This is a genomic window from Cryobacterium sp. Y57 (assembly GCF_002929505.1).
In the GTDB taxonomy this organism is placed as follows: Bacteria; Actinomycetota; Actinomycetes; order Actinomycetales; family Microbacteriaceae; genus Cryobacterium.
The window spans coordinates 113,974-134,134 of the sequence record NZ_PJJL01000068.1 but is presented as its reverse complement, the minus strand read 5'-3'; the positions used below and the strand labels follow the sequence as shown (position 1 = coordinate 134,134).

At 63.0% G+C, this 20,161-nt stretch carries 17 protein-coding genes; 11 read left to right on the top strand and 6 right to left on the bottom strand.

Annotated features, from left to right (window positions below; all coding sequences use genetic code 11):
• The first annotated feature begins 34 nt into the window (after window positions 1–34).
• Window positions 35–1,540, top strand: a complete 1,506-nt coding sequence (locus tag CXY72_RS11135; RefSeq protein ID WP_104127745.1) for an alpha-N-arabinofuranosidase — start codon at window positions 35–37, stop codon at window positions 1,538–1,540.
• Window positions 1,537–2,478 carry an aldose 1-epimerase family protein gene (locus CXY72_RS11130; protein WP_104127744.1) on the top strand — a complete coding sequence of 314 codons (942 nt, stop codon included), beginning with the start codon at window positions 1,537–1,539 and terminating at the stop codon, window positions 2,476–2,478. Before CXY72_RS11135 ends, CXY72_RS11130 begins: the two co-directional genes overlap by 4 nt.
• 60 nt (window positions 2,479–2,538) lie before the next feature.
• Here the strand turns inward: CXY72_RS11130 and CXY72_RS11125 are convergent, their stop codons facing one another.
• The 5 genes from CXY72_RS11125 to CXY72_RS11105 all read right to left on the bottom strand — a co-directional run bounded on the left by CXY72_RS11125 (window position 2,539) and on the right by CXY72_RS11105 (window position 8,501).
• Window positions 2,539–3,399 (bottom strand): sugar phosphate isomerase/epimerase, encoded by an 861-nt coding sequence (locus CXY72_RS11125; protein ID WP_104127743.1) that lies wholly within the window; start codon window positions 3,397–3,399, stop codon window positions 2,539–2,541.
• Window positions 3,396–4,556 carry a dihydrodipicolinate synthase family protein gene (locus CXY72_RS11120; RefSeq protein WP_104127742.1) on the bottom strand — a complete coding sequence of 387 codons (1,161 nt, stop codon included), beginning with the start codon at window positions 4,554–4,556 and terminating at the stop codon, window positions 3,396–3,398. Before CXY72_RS11120 ends, CXY72_RS11125 begins: the two co-directional genes overlap by 4 nt.
• Window positions 4,553–5,686 carry a Gfo/Idh/MocA family protein gene (locus CXY72_RS11115; protein WP_104127816.1) on the bottom strand — a complete coding sequence of 378 codons (1,134 nt, stop codon included), beginning with the start codon at window positions 5,684–5,686 and terminating at the stop codon, window positions 4,553–4,555. Before CXY72_RS11115 ends, CXY72_RS11120 begins: the two co-directional genes overlap by 4 nt.
• Before the next feature lie 299 nt (window positions 5,687–5,985).
• Window positions 5,986–7,350, bottom strand: coding sequence for a polysaccharide lyase family 1 protein (locus CXY72_RS11110; RefSeq protein WP_104127741.1), 1,365 nt, complete (start codon window positions 7,348–7,350; stop codon window positions 5,986–5,988).
• Window positions 7,351–7,448: 98 nt separating this feature from the next.
• Complete coding sequence (locus CXY72_RS11105) at window positions 7,449–8,501, bottom strand: LacI family DNA-binding transcriptional regulator (protein ID WP_104127740.1); 1,053 nt, start codon at window positions 8,499–8,501, stop codon at window positions 7,449–7,451.
• Between the two features lie 339 nt (window positions 8,502–8,840).
• On the opposite strand from CXY72_RS11105, the gene CXY72_RS11100 reads away from it, so the two are divergent.
• The 9 genes from CXY72_RS11100 (at window position 8,841) to CXY72_RS11060 (ending at window position 19,023) form a co-directional block, all read left to right on the top strand.
• On the top strand, window positions 8,841–9,773 hold the full coding sequence (locus tag CXY72_RS11100; RefSeq protein ID WP_104127815.1) for a carbohydrate ABC transporter permease: 933 nt from the start codon (window positions 8,841–8,843) through the stop codon (window positions 9,771–9,773).
• Window positions 9,766–10,695, top strand: coding sequence for a carbohydrate ABC transporter permease (locus CXY72_RS11095; RefSeq protein ID WP_104127739.1), 930 nt, complete (start codon window positions 9,766–9,768; stop codon window positions 10,693–10,695). The genes CXY72_RS11100 and CXY72_RS11095 overlap by 8 nt, the downstream gene beginning before the upstream one ends.
• A gap of 34 nt (window positions 10,696–10,729) precedes the next feature.
• A complete protein-coding gene (locus tag CXY72_RS11090; protein ID WP_104127814.1) occupies window positions 10,730–12,052 on the top strand; it encodes an ABC transporter substrate-binding protein in 1,323 nt (440 codons plus the stop codon).
• Between the two features lie 97 nt (window positions 12,053–12,149).
• Window positions 12,150–13,469, top strand: a complete 1,320-nt coding sequence (locus CXY72_RS11085; protein WP_233197779.1) for an ABC transporter substrate-binding protein — start codon at window positions 12,150–12,152, stop codon at window positions 13,467–13,469.
• A gap of 43 nt (window positions 13,470–13,512) precedes the next feature.
• A complete protein-coding gene (locus tag CXY72_RS11080) occupies window positions 13,513–14,856 on the top strand; it encodes a Gfo/Idh/MocA family protein (RefSeq protein WP_104127737.1) in 1,344 nt (447 codons plus the stop codon).
• Window positions 14,849–15,772 carry a DUF6807 family protein gene (locus CXY72_RS11075; protein WP_158252547.1) on the top strand — a complete coding sequence of 308 codons (924 nt, stop codon included), beginning with the start codon at window positions 14,849–14,851 and terminating at the stop codon, window positions 15,770–15,772. Before CXY72_RS11080 ends, CXY72_RS11075 begins: the two co-directional genes overlap by 8 nt.
• Window positions 15,765–16,919: a Gfo/Idh/MocA family protein gene (locus tag CXY72_RS11070; RefSeq protein WP_104127813.1), complete on the top strand. Its 1,155-nt coding sequence runs from the start codon at window positions 15,765–15,767 to the stop codon at window positions 16,917–16,919. Before CXY72_RS11075 ends, CXY72_RS11070 begins: the two co-directional genes overlap by 8 nt.
• 101 nt (window positions 16,920–17,020) lie before the next feature.
• On the top strand, window positions 17,021–17,869 hold the full coding sequence (locus CXY72_RS11065; protein ID WP_370446255.1) for a sugar phosphate isomerase/epimerase family protein: 849 nt from the start codon (window positions 17,021–17,023) through the stop codon (window positions 17,867–17,869).
• The gene (locus CXY72_RS11060; RefSeq protein ID WP_104127734.1) at window positions 17,866–19,023 is read left to right on the top strand and encodes a Gfo/Idh/MocA family protein; all 1,158 of its coding nucleotides are present in this window, start codon (window positions 17,866–17,868) and stop codon (window positions 19,021–19,023) included. The genes CXY72_RS11065 and CXY72_RS11060 overlap by 4 nt, the downstream gene beginning before the upstream one ends.
• Here CXY72_RS11060 and CXY72_RS11055 read toward each other — a convergent pair.
• Complete coding sequence (locus tag CXY72_RS11055) at window positions 18,962–20,113, bottom strand: Gfo/Idh/MocA family oxidoreductase (RefSeq protein WP_104127733.1); 1,152 nt, start codon at window positions 20,111–20,113, stop codon at window positions 18,962–18,964. The two genes, CXY72_RS11060 and CXY72_RS11055, sit on opposite strands and share 62 nt — an antisense overlap.
• Window positions 20,114–20,161 lie beyond the last annotated feature (48 nt).

The window sequence follows — 20,161 nt, the reverse complement described above, 5'->3', positions numbered from 1 at the left end:
CCATCCACCTCACGAATCAAGGGAGTACGCACCAATGCCCCAGGCACGGATTGCCATCGATCGTACGATGCTCGTCGCCCCGATCAATCGCCGCATCTTCGGTTCCTTCGTCGAGCACCTGGGCCGGTGTGTCTATGACGGCATCTATGAGCCCGGTCACACAACGGCCAATGAAGACGGGTTTCGGCTGGATGTGGTTGATTTGGTCAAGGAGCTGGGGTCATCGACCATCCGCTACCCAGGGGGAAATTTCGTCTCCGGCTACCGCTGGGAGGACGGTGTCGGGCCCAAGGACGAGCGTCCGGTGCGCCGCGACCTGGCCTGGCATTCACTCGAAACCAATCAGGTCGGCCTGGACGAGTTCGCGCGTTGGTGCAAGCTGACGGGCTCCGAGCTGATGATGGCCGTCAATCTCGGTACGCGGGGAATCGAAAATGCGCTGGATCTGCTGGAGTACGCCAATCATCCGTCTGGCACCGCGCTCAGCGACCAGCGCATTGCCAACGGTACGAGTGCGCCGCACGACATTCGTATGTGGTGCCTGGGCAATGAGATGGATGGGCCATGGCAGACCGGCTATCTGTCGGCCGATGATTACGGCAAGTTGGCCGCCCGCACGGCGCAGGCGCTGAAGGCCGCCGACAAGAACCTGGAGCTCGTGGTCTGTGGGTCCTCGGGGTCAACGATGCCGACTTTTGGTGACTGGGAGCGCACCGTCCTCGAGCATAGCTACGAGCACGTCGACTATATCTCCGCGCACGCCTACTATCAGGAGCGCAATGGGGACCTGGGTTCGTATCTCGCGTCGTCGCTGGATATGCAGTATTTCATCGACACCGTCGTGTCGACGGCCGATCACGTGAAGAACAAGCTGCAGAGCAAGAAAACGATCAAGATCTCGTTCGACGAGTGGAACATCTGGTACCTCGACGAGCATCAGGCCTCTGAGGAAGTCAACGACGAGTGGCGCATTGCACCGCGCCAGCTCGAAGACACCTATTCGGTAGCGGATGCCGTGGTGCTGGGCAACCTGCTGATCACGTTGCTGAAGAATCACGACCGGGTCGGGTCGGCATCGCTGGCTCAACTGGTGAACGTGATTGCGCCGATCATGACGGAGCCGGGTGGGGCATCCTGGCGTCAAACCACGTTCTTCCCATTTTCGGTCACGTCGCGGCTGGCCCGCGGCGAGGTGTTGCGGCCCCGAATCGACGTCGGCAGGTATGAGACTGCCGTTTACGGCGCGGCTCCGCTGGTGGATTCCGTGGCGACCTTTGACGAGGAAAGCGGCCGGGCTGCGGTGTTCCTGGTGAACCGCAGCCAGACCGAGTCGCTGCAGGTGACGATCGATGTGGCCGAGCTGGGCGCATCCGTTGTCGATGAGGCGGTCAGTCTGCACGATTCCGACGCGTATGCCAAGAACACGCTGGCAGATCAGACCAGGGTCGGCCTGCAGGCGCTGGCCGGTGCTGTTCTCACGGATGGGGTGCTGACCGTGACGCTACCCCCGGTCTCCTGGTCAGCGATCGCCCTCAAATGACGCAGGGACTGAAGCCGACCAGGACCTTCGTCGGCGCCACCGGCATTCAACATGAGATCGCGGGCTTCGGCTACCGCGCCGTCATCACCGAGCTCGGTACGTGCCTGCGCGAGCTGGAATTTCTGGGTCGTGAACTCATCGTCAGCTTCGCCGTCGACGAACCCATGATCGCTTATCGCGGGGCCTTGGCAGCGCCCTGGCCCAACCGGATTGCGGATGGGCAGTATGAGGCCAACGGCATCGTGCACCAGCTGCCGATCAATGAACCGAGCCGTAATTGCGCACTGCACGGCCTGGTTTTTAACCAGCGCTGGCACCTCGTCGCGCACACGTCCGATGCAGTGACGCTGGGCCTGGACCTGCTGCCGAGCATCGGCTACCCGTTTCACCTTGCGTTCAGCGTGACGTATTCCGTGACGGCCTCCGGGCTGCGCACCTCGGTCGAGGCCACGAATCTGGGTACAGCCACTGCGCCATACGGGGTGTGCCCGCACCCCTACCTGCGCGCCGGTGCCTCACCCCTGAACAGTTGGACCCTGTCTCTTCCCGCGGATCGATACCTTGAAGTCAGTGCCGACCGGTTGCTCCCGCTCGCGTTGGCTCCGGTGCAGAATAGCACCTTTGATTTTCGTCAGCCGCGCGAGATCGGATCGACTGAAATCGATCATGCTTTCACCGCACTGAGTCGCCACGACGGACTGGCCAGCGTCGAATTGCGGGAACGCGACGGGGCAGGCGTGGCCATGACATTTGATGATTCATGCTCGTGGGTTCAAATTCACACCGCTGACCTTCCGGGCGGAGGTCATGACCGGTTAGGCCTCGCCGTCGAACCGATGACGTGCGCTCCGGACGCTTTCAATTCCCATGACAGTTTGGTGAACCTGACGGCTGGAGCTGTGCATCAGGCGAGGTGGACGATCAGCGCCATCCTGTAAGGGCCCGTTCGTGGGACCCGGCACGGACGACGGGTTTCGCGAACGCGTCCTGTGACGAGTTCAGCTCGGCAGGTGCACACCGACGCTCGTGCCAAAGGATGCGATGGTTCGCGCGACGACCTCGGCAGCGGGGGCATCCCAAATGTCCCGGTTGAATATTTCGACCTCGATGTCACCCGTGTAGCCGGCCGCGAGCACGGCTCGCGTGATTGCCTCGAAGTCAATCACGCCGTCGCCGGGGTAGTGCCGCGCGAGCAGCACGTCGGCGGGCAGCGGGGTGGCCCAGTCGCAGACCTGGTAGCTCGCGATGTAGCCGCCGGCGCCGGCGCGCGCGATCTGAGCGAAGAGCTGCGGGTCCCACCAGACGTGGAAGGTGTCGACGACGACGGCAACGGCATCCGCTCCGAACTGCTCGGCGATGTCTAGCGCCTGCCCGAGCGTGGAGATCACGGCCCGGTCGGAGGCATACATGGGGTGCAGAGGTTCGATCGCGAGGGTGACCCCGGCCGCGCGGGCCTCGGGGGCGAGCTCACCGAGAGCATCGCGCACACGTTCTCGCGCTCCAGCAAGGTCGCGGGAGCCATCGGGCAGACCACCGGCTACGAGCACGAGTGTTGGGGCGCCGAGCGCTGCGGCCTCGGCCAGGGCTCGGCGGTTGTCGTCGATGGCGGCCCGGCGCGCGGGGCCTTCCGCCATGGTGAAGAACCCACCGCGGCAGAGGCTCGACACGCGGAGCCCGGCTTCGGCCACGAGTCGAACGGCTTTGTCGAGGCCGACCTCGGCCACGGGCTCGCGCCAGAGGCCGAGGCTCTCGGCTCCGGACTCGGCGCTGAGGCGCACGGCTTCGGCGAGCGAGGCATATTTAATGGTGGCCTGGTTGAGCGAGAATCGGGGGTGCGGGGGTGCGATCACGAGACTCATACGTCGATTCCGTTCAGGGTCAGCATGCCGCGCCAGCGGGTGGCAGCGAGTTCGGGGCGTTCGAGGGCGCCGGAATCGTTGGCGAGGCGCACGATTTCGGACAGGTGCGGCAGGCTGCGCGTGGCGTGCAGGCCGCCCACCATGCTGAAAGCGGCCTGGTGGCCGTTCAGCCACGACATAAAGGCGACGCCGGTCTTGTAATAGAACGTCGGTGCCGCGAAGATCTGTCGGGACAAGGCCTCGGTCGGGCCGAGAATGCGGGCGTATTCGGCCGGGTTGTTGGCGTCCAGCGCTTGGATGGCTGCCGAGGCATTTGGGGCGACAGCGGCGAAGGCGCCGAGCAGGGCATCGGAATGGGCAGTGCCGTCGCCGGCGATGAGACCGACGTAGTTGAAATCGTCGCCGGTGAACATGCGCGCCGACGCGGGCAAACGCGAGCGTACGGCGATCTCTGCATCGGCATCGAGCAGGCTCATCTTGATGCCAGCCACGTGCTCGTGGTTTTCCTCGATGATCGCCAGCACTGTCTCGGCGGCCGGAGCACTGTCGGCCGAACCGAAGTACGTGGCGAGCTGCGGATCGAAAGCCGCGCCGAGCCAATGCAGGGTGACCGGCGTGCTCGCCGCCCCCAGTACCTCGCGATACACGCGGCGATAGTCGTCAGCGGATGTCGCGGCGCGGGCCAGGTGACGGCTGGCCATCAAGACGACGCCGGCACCGGCATCCTCCGTGAAGTGCAGTTGCTGCTTGTAGGCGTCAATGACGGCGTCGAGGGAGATCTGCTCGTCTTCGACGTGGTCGGTGTTGACGCCGACCACGAGCGCGCCGCCGACCGAACGGGCCGCGGCCGCGCTGTGGGTGACCAGCTCGCGGGTGGCTGCGGGGTCGAGGCCCATGTTGCGCTGCGCCGTGTCCATGGCGTCGGCGACACCGAGCCCCCACGACCAAACGTGGTGGCGAAAGGCGAGGGTGGCATCCCAATCGATATCGGCGGGGGAGCCTGGAACGTTGTCGGCCCAGTTCCGTGGAATGACGTGCGCTGCGGCGTACGCCACGCGCGACCTGAGCGGCGCGCGTGGCTTCGCGAACGCGGATGACGAATGCAGCGGCGTGCGCCGGGTAGCCCCGTGCGCGTCGAGCAGTACGAGGTCGGTCATGACTGGACGAGGCTCGGGGCTACTTCGGGCAGGGTGACGAGGGGCAGGTCGATGCGACGGCGGGTTGCCGAACTCACCAGGCCCTGCTCGGCGAGCTGCACGCCGCGCGCGCCGGAGAGTAGGTCGAACTCGTTGGGGCCGTCTTCGACGACGTGGCGGATGAACTCCTCCCACTGGGTCTTGAAGCCGTTTTCGAACACGTCGTTGTCGGGCACCTCGAGCCAATCGGTCGCGTAGTCGTGGGTTTCGGCCAGGTCAGGGTTCCAGACCGGCTTCGGCGTGGCGTTGCGCGGCTGAATCTTGCAACCGAACAGGCCGACGACAGCGCTGCCGAGGGTGCCGTCCACCTGGAATTCGACGAGTTCGTCGCGGTTGACGCGCACGGTCCAGCTCGAGTTGAGTTGGGCGACGATACCGCCCTCGAGTTCGAAGATGGCATAGGCGGAGTCGTCACTGGTGGCCTCGTATAGATCGCCGCTCTCGTCGACCCGGGTGGGGATGTGCGTGATGGCGCGGGCATAGACCGATTCAACCCGGCCGAACAGGTTCTCGAGTATGTAGTTCCAGTGCGGGAACATGTCCACGATGATGCCGCCACCGTCTTGCTTGCGGTAGTTCCAACTAGGACGTTGGGAAGGCTGCCAGTCTCCCTCGAACACCCAATAGCCGAATTCGCCGCGCACGCTCAGAATGCGGCCGAAGTAGCCGGAGTCGATGAGGCGTTTGAGTTTCTGGAGGCCGGGCAGATAGAGCTTGTCGTGCACGACGCCGTTCTTGACACCCGCAGCCTCGGCCAGTGCGGCCAGTTCGAGGGCTTCCTCAAAGGTCTCTGCTACGGGCTTCTCGGTGTAGATCGCCTTGCCGGCCGCGATGGCCTTGCGGAGGGCGGAGGCGCGGGCCTTTGTCACCAGAAAATCGGCGTAGATCTGCCAGCGCGGGTCGGCGAGGGCCTCGTCGAGGTCGGTCGTATAGTGCTCGATGCTGTGTTTGGCGGCGAGCTCCCGAAGGGTCTTCTCATCGCGGCCCACGAGGATGGGCTCGACCTGCAGGCGGTCACCGTTTTTGAGCAGCACGCCGCCCTGCTCGCGGATGGCGAGGATCGAACGCACGAGATGCTGGCGGTAGCCCATACGCCCGGTGGCGCCGTTTACGATGATGCCGATGGTCGTCTCTGACACGGGGTCCTCTTTCTCTTGGGAAATGAACGAGGCCGAGAAGGCCTATTCTGCGGCATCGGGCTGACTGGAAAGCGTTTACCCACACTCTAGAGTGCGTTTTCAATTGCCGCAATGCGAGGGGGGAGTTGCGGGTAACTCGAGGGCAACGCGATGGCTGAACTTAGTCGAAATTCGTCGCCCAGGGGCCGCGGCCGTGATGCCGCAGGGGAATGGAGGCTGCGACCCATGGTCGGACGATGAGTTCGAGCGGACTACTCCAGGGCGCCGGACCCCGCGTGCTTCAAGACCAGCTTCGGAACACTCTGGGTGGGCTCGATGCGCTCGTGATGCGTCGCATCCCAGGTGACCGAGTCGCCCAGAGGTATGTCGGCGTTTGTGTTGTAGGCGGCGAGCAGGTCGACCCGCTGATGCTTCGACGAGCCATTCACGAACGAGCCGCGTTCTTCGAGCATGGTGCCGCCCCAGTTGTGGATGAGAGCGGACGCCTCAAGCCCGTCACCGAGCTCGAAGTAGTTGTTCTCGGCCAGGATTTCTGATTCCTTGCCGGCCCCCCAGCCATACTGGTAGTACCCGCCTTCGTTGGTTTCGTTGTAGTAATTGTTGTAGATGTGGACCTGACCGAAACGCACTCGGGGCGTGCGCTGGCCGGTGTTCTCGAACAAATTGTGATGCAGGGTGACCCGCAGTGCTCCGCGGTCGGTCGTGCGGCTATCAGAACTGCCGATGATCATGACCTTGTCGTGGTCTGTGAAGGTGTTCCAGGACACCGTCACGAGGTCGGATTCGTTCGTTATGTCCAGAAGGCCGTCGTGTACCTCGTACTTCTGGCCGAAGTACGTCGGCAGGGACTCTGGCGGGTTTTCTCCATCGTTGAGGGATACATGGTCGATCCAGACGTGGGTCGACTCAAAGATGGAGATGTTGTCGAATTCCGAGTTCCAGTTGCCGCCGAAGTCGTTGGGATCCCAGGCCGGGAAACAGTCGTAGGCATCTGCTATCTCGAGATTGCGCACGATGACGTTGTCGGAGCCGCGGATGGTCAAGGAGCCATTCACGATGCCCGAGGTGTCTCCGACGCCCACGAGGGTGACGTTGCTGCCGATGTATTGGCGCACCTGGTCGTCCTGGATTCCGTTGGAACGGTCACGGGCTTCTTCAAGCGGCCCTGTCGGGTTGTTCGCGCCCCAGGTGGCCGGATCGTATTGGTTCAGGTAGGCCTCGAGGCTATAGCTGGGGTCGGCGTAGGCGGCGCACGTGAGGAGGCCGCCGTTCGTCGTCTCGTTGGCGTTGACCGTGCTGTCGAGGTAGATCATGCGATCGGTGGTATCGCCACGGGCGCTGTCGCCACCCAGAGCATCGCGCAGGCCTTGCCAGGTGTTGACTCGGTAGATGTTTTCCGGGGCGGCGGCTGCACCTCCGGTCGTGCCCCCTTCGGCGGATGCCCAGCCGTCACTGTCGGACAGGACTTGCTGGCCGAGGTCATGCTGGGACGGGGTGGCGGCCTCCCTGGATTGCGGTTGGGGAGGCCGCACGGTTGGCTCCGCTTGCACGGGACCGGTGATCGTGGCGGCGGTCAGTCCGACCGCGAGTAGCGCAGTTATTCCTGCCTTGTGCATGAAGCAAGCTCCTCTTCGTTGAGTAAGCGTCGTCATCGGAGAAAACGCTTTCCCACCCTGTCAGTGCCACTCGAAGAAGTCAACAGACACGGTCGGGGTTAGTCCCCAGCGCGTACTAACGGCGTGCTCGCTCGCACGATCACGCGGGTGCCAACGGTCACCACCGAATCGCTCGTTGTCGCCGTGGAGGACAGCGCGAGCTCCACGGCTCGCATGCCGACCTCTTCGAGGGGGATGTTCACCGTAGTGAGGGCTGGCGTTACGTCCCGAGCCATCGGAATGTCGTCGAACCCGGCAACGGCGATGGAGTCTGGTGCGCTACGGCCGCCTTCACGGAGGGCGGACATCGCTCCGACGGCCATGACGTCGCTTACGGCAAAGACCAGCTGCACCGCCTCGATGCCCTTTGTGAGCAGCTCCTGAGCTGCCGCGAACCCGCCGTCTCGGGTGAACTCGCCCCGGGTGATGTGATCAGGGTGGATCGCGATGCCGTGCTCGGCGAGTCCGTCGGCGAACCCGGAAAGCCGATCGCCACTCGTCATGAGGCCGCGGTCTCCGCCGATCGCGGCAAATCGTCGATATCCCTGTTCGAAGAGAACGTTGGCGAGCCGCCGCGCCCCCGCGTAGTTGTCGACGACCACGGCGCTGAATGGGAGCTCGCGCTGGCTGATCAGCACGACCCGGCCACCCGTGTTTGTAAACGCAGTTAGCTCAGCCACCAGCGCGTCCTGAGATCGTGGCCCTTCGAAGCGGCTGCCGGTGAGAATAATTACGCGCGGTCGCTGTCCGCGCAGCGTGCGAACGAGTTGAAGTTCCCGTGCGGAGCTGCGTTCAGTGACCGCCATCGTCACGATCAGACCCTGAGCCTCGGCACCGCGAATGACGCCGGCAGCAATGGACGAGAAATACGGGTCAGCGATGTTGCTGACGAGCAGAGCCACCGTAGAAGACGCGCCCTTTGCTACGGCTTGGGCGGAGAGATTGGGACTGTAATCGAGCCGCGCCGCCGCCTCGTGCACGCGTTGTCGATAATCGTCGTTGACTTTGCGCGCGCTTCCGTTAAGCGATCGGGATGCAGTGGCAAGCGAGACGCCGGCTTCACGGGCGACATCATGGAGGGTGGCGGGTGCTGTCTTCGGCCGTTCCGGCATGCGCTGTGTCCTTTCGTGACCGAGAGAGGTGCTCTACGTTGGAAAGCCTATTCCGAAATGATTCAGTTGTTCGGATTCGACAGTCGAAATGTGGAATTTTCCGGTCGTTTCCCGGGGAATGCGGCAGGAACAGCGATCTTGTCTCGGCTACATCCAGGTCGACATCCTAAAAAATATTTGCGCCGGAGTCTTGAGGAGTGATACAAAAGACGAAGCGTGAGGATAACGCTTTCCCAATTTAGGACATCAATGGCGATTGCCCAGGAGGTACTTGGTGAAACACGAACCTGATCGCGTCACGCGCGGATCCCGATGGCGGGACTCGCGAGTGATTACGACATGAGCGCCCTTGGAGAACTCCGCACACTGGGACAGAAAAAGATAGCCGGCGGCTCGAAAGAGAAAAAAGAGAACAAAGCCGCCTACCTCTTTTTGCTGCCCTGGTTCCTTGGCCTCTCGGTGATCACGGGGGGCCCGATGCTTGCCTCTCTCTACCTGTCCTTGACAAAATACAACTTGTTGCAGCCTCCCGAGTTCATCGGCCTGGGAAACTTCGCTCGCATGCTGACTGACGAGCGGCTGCATAACTCGCTCGGTGTCACCTTCACCTACGTCTTCGTCTCCGTGCCGATCCAACTCGCCATGGGACTGGCGCTGGCCGTGTTGCTGAACAGGGGCCTTCGTGGCCTGTCATTTTACCGGTCGGTGTTCTACCTGCCGTCCCTGCTCGGCTCCAGCGTAGCCATCGCCGTGCTCTGGAAGCAGGTGTTCGGAACCAATGGCCTGATGAACGACTTTCTTGGACTGTTCGGCATTGCCGGGCATGGGTGGATTTCCGATCCGGCGACGGCCCTATCCACGCTGATTACTCTTAACGTCTGGACGTTCGGGGCCCCGATGATTATCTTCCTCGCCGGGCTCCGACAGGTTCCAGCCATGTATCTCGAGGCGGCCAAGGTCGACGGCGCGAGTCGATGGCAAACATTTGTCAAGATCACTCTCCCCTTGCTGTCTCCGATCATCTTCTTCAACCTCGTGCTGCAGATCATTCACGCGTTTCAGTCCTTTACCCAGGCGTTCATTATTTCCGGTGGGAATGGTGGCCCGGCGGACTCGACGCTCTTCTACACGCTCTATCTCTATAACCGGGGTTTCGCAAATTTCGACATGGGCTATGCCTCGGCGATGGCCTGGTTCCTCCTGGTGATCATCGGTGTCTTCACCGCGATCAACTTTTGGGCCTCAAAGTATTGGGTGTTCTACGATGACTGACACGCAGATTCGGGTGCTGGGCACCTCTGACAACGAGCGAACTGCAAGTGACCTTCCGACGCCACGGCGTTCCCGAAGCAGGTACCCACGCCGCCCGTCCTGGGTCCGTCCGTTCCTGAAGCATTTGTTGCTCCTGGGGACTGGCCTCCTTATGCTTTACCCGGTGCTTTGGCTGGTCGTCAGTTCACTCCGACCAACCGACGAGATCTTCCGCAATCCGGGCCTGGTGATCGGCAGCTTTGAGATCAGCAACTACACGGATGGCTGGACCACGCTCTCGCATCCGTTCAGTATGTTCCTGCTCAATTCCACCCTCGTGGTGCTGGGCTGCATTGTCGGAAATCTCGTCTCATGCTCCATGGCGGCTTACGCCTTCGCCCGGTTAAAGTTCTCCGGCAAGAAGTGGTGGTTCGTGATCATGTTGACCACAATCATGCTGCCCATCCACGTGATCATCGTTCCGCAGTACATCCTGTTCTCGCAACTGGGCTGGGTGAACACGTTCATCCCCCTGATCCTGCCGAAGGTGCTCGCAACCGACGCGTTCTTCGTATTCCTGATGGTGCAGTTCATTCGCGGCATTCCTCGCGAACTCGACGAGGCCGCAAGGCTCGACGGCTGTGGACATCCGCGCATCTTCGCCCAAGTGATCCTGCCGCTCATGACACCCGCCCTGGCGACAACGGCAATCTTCACGTTCATCTGGACCTGGAACGACTTCTTTAGCCAGCTCCTCTATCTCACGAAGCCTGAGATGTACACGGTGCCCTTGGCTCTTCGCGCCTTCATGGACGCCACATCGTCGACGTCCTGGGGTCCACTCTTCGCGATGAGCGTCGTCTCGCTCATTCCCATCTTCCTCATCTTCCTATTCGGCCAACGATTCCTCATCGCCGGCATTTCAACTACCGGCGGCAAATGACATGACAACGCAGACAGCTTTGAAAGGATTCACCATGACAGGCAAACGACACGCGAGGAAGGCCATCGGCTTGGTCGCGATTGCATCGGCAGCGGTTCTTGCGCTCTCTGCCTGTGCCGGCGGAGGCGCTACCTCCGGCCCGGCGGCGTTGTCGGATGAGCCCGTGACGCTTCGGTTCACGTGGTGGGGCAACGACGTGCGAACCGCTAATACCGAGGCCGTCATCGCGGCCTTCGAAGCGGAACACCCGAACATCACCATTGAGCCGCAATACGCGGACTGGAACGGCTACTGGGACAAGCTCGCAACCGAGACTGCCGCAAATGATTCTCCCGACATCATCCAGATGGACGAGAAATACATCAGTACCTATGGTGGTCGGGGGGCACTTCTCGATCTGAACGACACGGGCGACTTGCTTGACCTGTCGGACTTCTCGAAGTCATCGTTGGATCTAGGCACCGCGGAGGGTGCGCTCTACGGTATTCCGGTGGGCCTGACGACATACGCGGTGATGGTGAACCCGACCGTACTGGAATCCGCCGGAGTCACCCTGCCGGATGACAAGTCGTGGACCTGGGACGACCTTGAGAAAGCTGGGGCGGCTGTGAGCGCGGCTGGCGCCGGTAACGTTTTCGGCGTGCAGTCTTGGGGCTTCGAGGAGGGTGGACTCAACAACTGGGCCCGCCAGCACGACGATGCGCTCTACAACGATGCCGGTGACGTCGTGATCAAAGCTGACACTCTCACGAGCTGGTGGGAGTACATGCTTGAGCTGAGCGAATCCGGGGTCAGCCCGGCGGCATCCGCCACCACCGAACGTCAGAATGCCGGCTTGGCTGAATCCTTCCTTGCGACGAATTCGGCCGGTTTCGCCACCGGATGGGCCAGCCAGCTCACCGCCCTGCAAGACGCCAGCGGTTCGCCCCTTGAGCTTCTGCAAATTCCCACCTCGGCAGATGCCGCTTCGGACTCCGCCTACTTCAAGCCATCCATGTACTGGTCGGTATCCGCCCGCACCGCCCATCCGGCCGAAGCGGCCGTCTTTCTCGACTACCTGGTGAATTCCGAGGAAGCTGCCACCTTGCTGGGTACCGACCGCGGAGTGCCGGCCAACGACGCGATCCGTTCCTACCTGGAACCGACGCTTCCTGAATCAGGTAAGAGTGTCGTCGCATTCCTTGACTCGCTGACCGACGTGGTCGGCGAGGCGCCACCGCTTACCCCGGCTGGTGGTAGCGCTATAGAGGCAATCGTCAAGCGGTACACAGAACAAGTCCTGTTCAAGCAGGCGACTCCCGCCGAGGCGGCCCAGGGCTTCATCAGAGACCTGAAAGCTGCCATAGCGGCCGGCTGATCCGTACCGTAGGTCCGCACAGCTCGGACCGACCGTACGGCAACCGCCTTACACCATGGGACGGTCGTTCCCCCGAATCGCAACGAAGGGATTTACCTTGAGAGTCACCCGATCGACCAGAAATACCATGGTCTTTATCGCCCTCGCCGCCACAACTGCCCTGATGCTGACGGCGTGCGTCAGAAGCGGAGGAGGGACTGACGCAGCGACGCTGTCGGATGAGCCCGTCACACTCACCTTCACCTGGTGGGGCAATGACCTGCGCACCGCGGCGACAAATGAGGTGATCGCGGCCTTTGAAAAGGAAAACCCCAACATCACCATCGAGGGGCAGTTCAGCGACTGGGTTGGCTATTGGGACAAGCTCGCTACCGCTACAGCTGCGAACGACACGCCGGACATTATGCAAATGGACGAGAAGTACATCGCGACGTACGGGGAGCGCGGCGCTCTTCTCGACTTGAATGGCACGGGCGACGCGATCGACCTGTCGGACTTTCCGGAGTCGGCCCTTGCCACCGGGGAGATCGATGGTGGGCGCTACGGCATCCCGACGGCGCTCAACAGTCAGGCTATCGTGGTCAATCCTGACCTGTTCGAACAGGCCGGAGTTGCTCTGCCCGACGACCGAGATTGGACCTGGGAAGACTTCACAACGCTCGGAGCTCAGCTCTCGGCCGGTGGAGGTGGCGATTCTTTCGGGGTGCAGACCTGGGGCTTCGAGGACGGAAGCTTGCGCACGTGGGCACGCCAGGCCGGTGACGCGCTCTACACTGACGGCGAGGTGTCGATCGAAACGGAAACCGTGAAGGATTGGTTCGAGTATATGCTCGCTATGGTCGACGACGGCGTCATGCCTCCGGCCTCAACCGTTGTAGAAAAACTCAGTGCGGGTCAGGCCGAATCCATGACGGCGACGAATCGGGCAGGCATGGCGACCTGGTGGAATAGTCAACTGACCGCTCTCGCGGATTCGAGCGGCGCGCCGTTGCGGATCATGCGCGTACCCACGCCGGATGGCGGCGCCGACGGTTCCGCGTACTACAAGACGAGCATGTTCTGGTCGGTGTCGAGCCGCACCGAACATCCCGCCGAGGCTGCGCTCTTTCTTGATTTCCTCGCCAACAGCGAAACTGCGGGGGACATCATGCTCACCGAACGAGGGGTTCCGGCCAACGAGAAGATTCGGGAACATATCAAGCCGAAACTTTCCCCGAACGACGTCTCCGTGGTGGAGTTCCTCGACGACCTCGCCGACGGCATCGGTGAGGTCGAGCCCGTGACTCCCGCCGGAGCCAGCGCCATGGAGGGATTGCTATCGCCATTCACCGAGCAGGTGCTGTTCGGGCAGGCCACCCCCGCCCAGGCGGCAGAAGGCTTCGTCGCAGCTCTCAAGAGTGCAGTCGCGGCAGGGTAGTCCCGGTTCGACCAATCCCGTTCAATACCCTAGAAAGAAGCACATGCCTCACGCAGCACGCACGGAACGATACGGACTCATCGGAACCGGACACCGCGCCCAGATGTACATCGACGCGCTTGCTGGCACTCATGCCCAGGCTGGCCAGCTCATGGCCTGGAGTGACACGAACCCGGTGCGCGTCGACTATTACGAGAAACGGCTGCGTGCCGCGGGGCATCTGCTGCCCGCTCGATATGATGCCGACGAGATCGAGCGGATGATCTCGCACGAGAAACTCGACCGGGTCATCGTCACGTCGCCCGACTTCACCCACGCGGAGATCGTCTCACGGTGCCTGCTGGCCGGCGTCGACGTCGTCGTGGAGAAACCGATCACGATCAACGCGGCCGGGGTTCGGCTTATCGAGTCCGCGCTTGCCGAGAGCGGCAAGCAGGTGCTGACGACGTTCAACTACCGGTACAGCCCACGCAACAGCGCGTTGAAGGAGGTCATCAAATCCGACCGGATCGGCGAGGTCACCTCGGTGCATTTCGAATGGGTGCTCGACACCGTCCACGGTGCCGACTACTTCCGTCGCTGGCACCGAGACAAAACGAAGTCGGGCGGACTCCTTATTCATAAGGCGAGCCATCATTTCGACCTCGTGAATTGGTGGATCGCAGCTAGCCCCACCCGGGTCTACGCAAGCGGTGGGTTGCGCTTCTATGGGGCAGACAACGCCGCGGCCCGGGGACTGGCTCCGTCACCCGAGCGCGGCACCGGGCATGCCGAGCACGACCCGTTCGCCCTCGACCTGACCCGCGACGAGCGGCTCAAGGCGCTCTACCTCGATGCTGAACACGTAGATGGCTACCTGCGCGACCGTTCCGTGTTCGACAGTGGGATCACGATCGAAGACAACCTCGCCCTCTTGGTCGACTATGACACCGGGGCGACCATGAGTTACTCGCTCAATGCCCACAGCCCGTGGGAGGGCTATCGGGTTGTCATCAATGGAACCCAGGGGCGGGCCGAACTGAACGTGGTCGAGCGGGGCGCGGCACTGATCGACGCAAACGGCGTCGTGATCCTCGATCCGAGTGCGCAGCCGGGCGCGAGCGGTGACGACGAGGTGCGTCCGGCGTCCGAAACACTCACCGTACAGCGGCACTGGGAATCAGCGGTCATCGTGCCCATCTCCGCGGGAGCCGGCGCTCACGGTGGTGGCGACGAGCAGATGCTCTTCGATGTCTTTGGTCGCGTGACCAGTGACTCCCTCGACCGTCCGGCCGGTTTTCTCGACGGAGTACGTGCGGTGTCGGTAGGAATCGCTGGCAACCAGTCCCTCGAAACCGGTCTGCCCGTGAATATTCACGAACTCGAATTCGGCCGCGTCTTTGTCTAGCACGCAGGCAACGGATGCCGCCGGTGCAGGAATCGCCGCACAGTCACCCCGCTGGTCGCCCGAGATTGGCGGGCACTGCCTCAGTCTCCTCGGCCGGCCCGTCGCCGAATATCGAACCGCCGCGGAGTTGGCGCCGGAAGATTCGCCTCGCCCGTTTCTGAACCCCGTCGGCACCCTGCGTGGTCGACTGATGTCCGAGACTGCCCCCGCCGATCATCGACACCACTACGGCGTCTCCATGGCAGTGCCCGACGTAGACGGAACATCGTATTGGGGCGGACGCACTTTCGTGCGCGACCACGGTTCCACTCTGCTCCCGAATCACGGAACGCAAGAGAGCCTCGCGCTCGTAACCACCGGCGGTCTGCTGACCGAAGAAATACTCTGGCGTGACGAACGCGGAAGCCGCCTGCTCGCCGAATTGCGAACGATCGACACGCAACTCCTTCCGGGTGGCGAAGCGTGGGCCCTCACCTGGACCAGTGTCCTGCGGGCCACGGAACGCACCGTCTCCCTCGGTTCACCGGCCACCAACGGTCGACCCGGCGCCGGCTATGGCGGGATCTTCTGGCGACTGCCCACGCGCGAGCGTAACCACATCCTGAGCATCGACGGAGCTGGCGAAGACCGAGCACACCAATCCGAGTCGCCCTGGCTCGCAATCAACCAGAGCGATGCCGGGCTGCGAGTCGGCCTGCTGTTGAGCCAGCCAGCAACAACAAATCGGCCCTGGTTTCTGCGCGCCACCGAATATGTGGGGGGCGGCCCCATGCTCGCGCCAACCGAGCGCACGGTGATCGAGCACTGTGGCGATCTGACCACGCGCCTGCGCGGCATCGTACTCGATCGATGGGTCGAAGATGAAACGGATGCCGCGGCGTTGCTGGCCTCAGCGGACAGTGCCGCGCATGAGTGAGCCCGGCAGCCCAGACCCCGTGCGCCTGGCGATCGTAGGTATCCATGGCCATGGCCACTCCCACGTGGTTCGAGCCCAACACCTGCAGAGCAAGGGCGAGGCCGTGCTGGTCGCTGTCGCTGACCTGCGCCCGGCGCACCCCGGCACCCTTGATGCGAGTGTGCGCGAATTTATTTCCCTCGCTGACCTGCTGGCGAAGGTCAGCGTGGATGTCGTCGTAATCTGCACGCCCATCCACACCCACTTTGAGCTCACCGCGCTGGCCCTTCACGCCGGTGTGGACGTACTCCTTGAGAAGCCCCCCGTGCGCTCCCTCGAGGAATTCAGCGCGCTCGCTGAGCTACTTCGCTCTACCGGCCGACTCTGCCAGGTTGGCTTCCAGAGCCTTGGCTCGCATGCGATAGCCGCTATCCGCGAGCGGATCGCGGCCGACGAAATCGGCGATGTCGTGGGCGTCAGTGCGAGCGGATGCTGGGTGCGAACCCGGGACTATTGGCGGCGAGCGGCCTGGGCCGGTAAGCGCGTGCTGGACGGCGTCGAGGTCGTCGACGGGGTCGTGACCAACCCACTGGCCCATGCGGTGGCGACCGCCCTCACGCTCGCCGGGGCGACTCGGGCCGGGCAAGTGGCATCCATTGACCTCGACCAATACCGAGCCAATGACATCGACGCTGACGATACCTCTGTCGTGCATATCCGTACTGTGTCGGGACTGCCCGTGACTCTTGCGCTCACTCTCTGCGCGGCCGAACGGTCCGAGCCCTTCGTGACGGTGCAGGGTACGGCTGGTCGCATCGTGCTTTACTACACCCTCGACCTAGTGCAGGTCTTTCGCGAAGATCGCATAGAGCCGACCACCACCGAGCACGACCGCACGCAGTTGCTCGATGATCTGGTGGCGCAACGGCAAGGCGTCGCAGGTGCGCTCGTGTGCGATTTCGCCGATACGGAAGGCTTCACCCTGGTGCTCGACGCGGTGCGCCGTGCGTCGGATCCGATACGGATGCCGGAGGCATCCGTTGTCTGGGCCGGCGAGGGGGGTGACGCCCACGCCGTGGTGCGCGACATTGAACAGTGGGTGGCACGGGCCGGGAGAGAGCACCGTACCTTCGCCGAGCTCGGCGCGCCCTGGACGACGAATCGATGAGAAGCCGCGAATGATGCAGCGCGGAGAAGATCGCTGGTGATTCGTTCGGTCGGCGTCCGGCTACCGTTTTTTCGCCCAACCCAACATGTAAGTGAGGCTTGATCGTGACTACAGAGACAACGCAGTGGACTCTTTCCGGATTTGGCGATGAGATCAGCCCAGACCCTGTGGTGCAGATCGCCGTGCTGCAGGCGCTCGGAGCCCGCCATATCGAAGTGCGGAGCGCCTGGGGCATCAATATCGTGGACCTGAGCGAGGCTGAACTGACGCGTCTCGACACGATTCTGCGTGAGAGTGGAATGGGTGTCTCAGCCATCGCGTCTCCCGTTGGTAAGGTCGATGTGACCGAGCCAGTGGCCGTCGAGGTTGCTCGGCTGAAACGTGCAATCCGTGCCGCGCACGTACTTGGCACCCGCTATATTCGCATCTTCTCCTTCTATCGTTCCCAGGGAACCACGCCCGAATCCATTCGCGACGCCGTGATGGTGCGTATGCGGGCTCTCGCAAAAGAGGCGGAAGACAACGGGGTGATCCTCCTACACGAAAACGAGAAGGACATCTTCGGCGATATTCCCGACCGCGTTCTCGATATCGTGCAGAGCGTGAACTCCCCGGCGCTCCGACTCGCCTGGGACGCTGCAAACTTCGTGCAGGTGGGCGTCAAGCCGTTCACCGAGGGCTACGCCAAACTGCGGCCCTACCTGGAGTATCTGCAGGTGAAGGATGCCCGCATGAACGACCAGCAGGTCACCCCGGCCGGGAAGGGTGACGGTGAGATTCAGCAGACTATCAATGCGCTTCGGGACGACGGTTTCGACGGTTTCGCCTCGCTCGAACCCCACCTGGCCGACACGCACCAGCTCGGCGGATTCTCCGGACCGGTGGCGTTCGGCGTGGCCGGGCGGGCCTTCGATCGCATCCTGCTCGAAGCCGGGGTGGGTACAAAATGAGTGAGTCGGTTTTGCGCGTGGCCATCGTGGGCTGCGGAGTCATTGGGCGACAACACGCCAGTGTCATCGCAGCCAATCCCGGCCTCGAACTCGTCGTCCTCGTCGATCCGCTGTCAATGGTGGGCACCGCGCTCGCCGATTCGGCGCAGGTCGACGGATATCCGCGGCCAGAGCTCTACACCGATCTGGCTGCTGCCCTGGTGCACGAGACGATCGACCTCGTGGCCATCTGCACACCCAGCGGGTTGCATGCAGAGCTCGCCGTGCAAGCCCTCGAGGCCGGCGCGCACGTTATCATCGAGAAACCGATTGACGTCGACCTTGCCAGTGCCCGTGCCGTGATGAGGGCGGCGGATGCTGCCCGGTTGCGCGGGCAGGTCACCTCCGTGATCAGCCAGCACCGGTTCGACGCCGGCAGCGTCGCGGTATCACGCGCCATCGTGAGCGGCCGGTTCGGCCGAGTCACGTCGGCGGTGGCGTCGCTGGCGTGGTGGCGCGCCCAGGATTACTACGATTCAGGGGACTGGCGGGGAACCTGGGACCTGGATGGTGGTGGTGCTGTGATGAACCAGGGCGTGCACACCGTCGACCTGCTGCTGTGGTTTCTCGGCACGCCGGTCGAGGTGCACGCCCACACCGCGCTCTCGGCGCACGAACGCATCGAGGTTGAAGATACCGCTGTGGCCACCGTGCGTTTCGAATCCGGTGCCCTTGCCGTCATCCACTGCACCACGGCCGCCTACCCGGGACTCACCGCGAGGCTGCAGGTGCATGGCGATCGAGGTTCGGCCGTCCTCGACAACGATCGCCTCTCCTATTTTCACGCCGCCGGAGATGACGCGGAATCCGGTTCGTCATATGGCCTGGCCGGGCGGGGGAACCAGGCGGCCGAGGAGGTAGGGGAGCGGGAGTCCGCCGAAAACACCAGTGGCGCCGACGATCTGCAGTCGGCTCACCAGCGCCAGTACGCCGACGTCGTCACTGCCATCAGAAGTGGTGTTGAGCCGGTCGTCGGAGTGCAGGAGGCGGCATCCGCTCTCGCACTGGTTCGTGCCATCTACGTCTCGGCCACGGTGGGCCGCGCTGTGGATTTCACGGACGTTCTGAACGGATCGTATGACGAACTCGTTGTGGCGACCGGCCCAACGCGCTAGTCGCCCAGGGCTGAGTTTCGGTGCGCACGGTCTTCCCGGAGACGACGGCGCGCTTGATCGCGAGCTGAAGGTAGTGATCTTGCGCGGCTTCGGCGAGGCTATATACCTCGGGGCCGCCGTTCACGAAAACACTCATGCCGGCGAGTAGGGCAGCGATGGAGAGCTCGTCGTCTGCCAGCCGGGCCGGGCTGAACTCGTTCTGGTAGACCCATTCGTCGCCGAGAGTCAGACCGCGCAGAAACAGGCCTTCGTGGTTGCCCGCACCACCCGCGGACACTCGCGTGATCGACCTGTGCTGCGGCGTGCCGTCGGGATGCAGGCTGCGCACCTGTTCGTCGCGCAGTTCGCCACGGTCGCCGCGAACCAGCACGCTGTGGGAGCGAATCCACGACCGATACTGGTCGGAGCTGAAGTCGTAGCACCCCAGACAGTCGCCGAAATCGAGCCGCGCGCTCGTGTGGGTTTCGTTTAACAGGTGCTCCTCGTGCGGGTCGCCCGACCTGGTGGGGCCAGCCACAAGCGGGGCAAAGCGCTCGTGCGCCGTGATCGTGGCGTTCTCGAAACCGATTCCGAGCATCCGTCGCAGCACGCTCATGCCGTGATAATCGTGGCAGACCGAAACGGCTGCCTCACCCACGGTTCCCAGACTCCCTGACCGGGCGACCGCGATCTGGCTGGTCAACAGCGGCTCCAAATGATACTGCTCGGCCACTTGTATGAGAGCTCCCGCCTGCACGAGGTCGAGCAGCGGTAGGAGTGTAGGCATGTCAGGCGCGGGTGGAGTCTCGGTGAGCACCGGAATTTGGCGGCGGGCGAGTTCGGTGATGAGATCGGGGGCATCGCGGGGCATCACGGCGACAATCACGAAGTCGGGGGAGCAGCTACGCAGCAGTTCTTCGATGGTGCCGAAGGTAGGCACGTTCCAGTCCGCTTTGATGGCACGCGCTGTGGCGGCGCGGCGCGCGACCACCCCGCAGACGCGAAAATAATCGGGCAGCTCGTGGGCCACGCGCAAGAATGCGAGGGTGCGAAACCCGCCGCCCACGATGGCAAGAGCGGTGGGTGCGCTGGATGTATGTCCGGGGATCATTCAACGCAGTCTGGCAGTAAAAGTCCTTTGCGGAAAGCGTTTGCCGAT

Coding starts and splice junctions, on each gene's coding strand:
- CXY72_RS11120 (WP_104127742.1), bottom strand. CDS start 4,556: ATGACCGACCTCGTACTGCTCGACGCGCACGGGGCTACCCGGCGCACG.
- CXY72_RS11100 (WP_104127815.1), top strand. CDS start 8,841: ATGAGCGCCCTTGGAGAACTCCGCACACTGGGACAGAAAAAGATAGCC.
- CXY72_RS11105 (WP_104127740.1), bottom strand. CDS start 8,501: ATGCCGGAACGGCCGAAGACAGCACCCGCCACCCTCCATGATGTCGCC.
- CXY72_RS11095 (WP_104127739.1), top strand. CDS start 9,766: ATGACTGACACGCAGATTCGGGTGCTGGGCACCTCTGACAACGAGCGA.
- CXY72_RS11080 (WP_104127737.1), top strand. CDS start 13,513: ATGCCTCACGCAGCACGCACGGAACGATACGGACTCATCGGAACCGGA.
- CXY72_RS11055 (WP_104127733.1), bottom strand. CDS start 20,113: ATGATCCCCGGACATACATCCAGCGCACCCACCGCTCTTGCCATCGTG.
- CXY72_RS11060 (WP_104127734.1), top strand. CDS start 17,866: ATGAGTGAGTCGGTTTTGCGCGTGGCCATCGTGGGCTGCGGAGTCATT.
- CXY72_RS11090 (WP_104127814.1), top strand. CDS start 10,730: ATGACAGGCAAACGACACGCGAGGAAGGCCATCGGCTTGGTCGCGATT.
- CXY72_RS11130 (WP_104127744.1), top strand. CDS start 1,537: ATGACGCAGGGACTGAAGCCGACCAGGACCTTCGTCGGCGCCACCGGC.
- CXY72_RS11070 (WP_104127813.1), top strand. CDS start 15,765: ATGAGTGAGCCCGGCAGCCCAGACCCCGTGCGCCTGGCGATCGTAGGT.
- CXY72_RS11125 (WP_104127743.1), bottom strand. CDS start 3,399: ATGAGTCTCGTGATCGCACCCCCGCACCCCCGATTCTCGCTCAACCAG.
- CXY72_RS11115 (WP_104127816.1), bottom strand. CDS start 5,686: ATGGGCTACCGCCAGCATCTCGTGCGTTCGATCCTCGCCATCCGCGAG.
- CXY72_RS11135 (WP_104127745.1), top strand. CDS start 35: ATGCCCCAGGCACGGATTGCCATCGATCGTACGATGCTCGTCGCCCCG.
- CXY72_RS11110 (WP_104127741.1), bottom strand. CDS start 7,350: ATGCACAAGGCAGGAATAACTGCGCTACTCGCGGTCGGACTGACCGCC.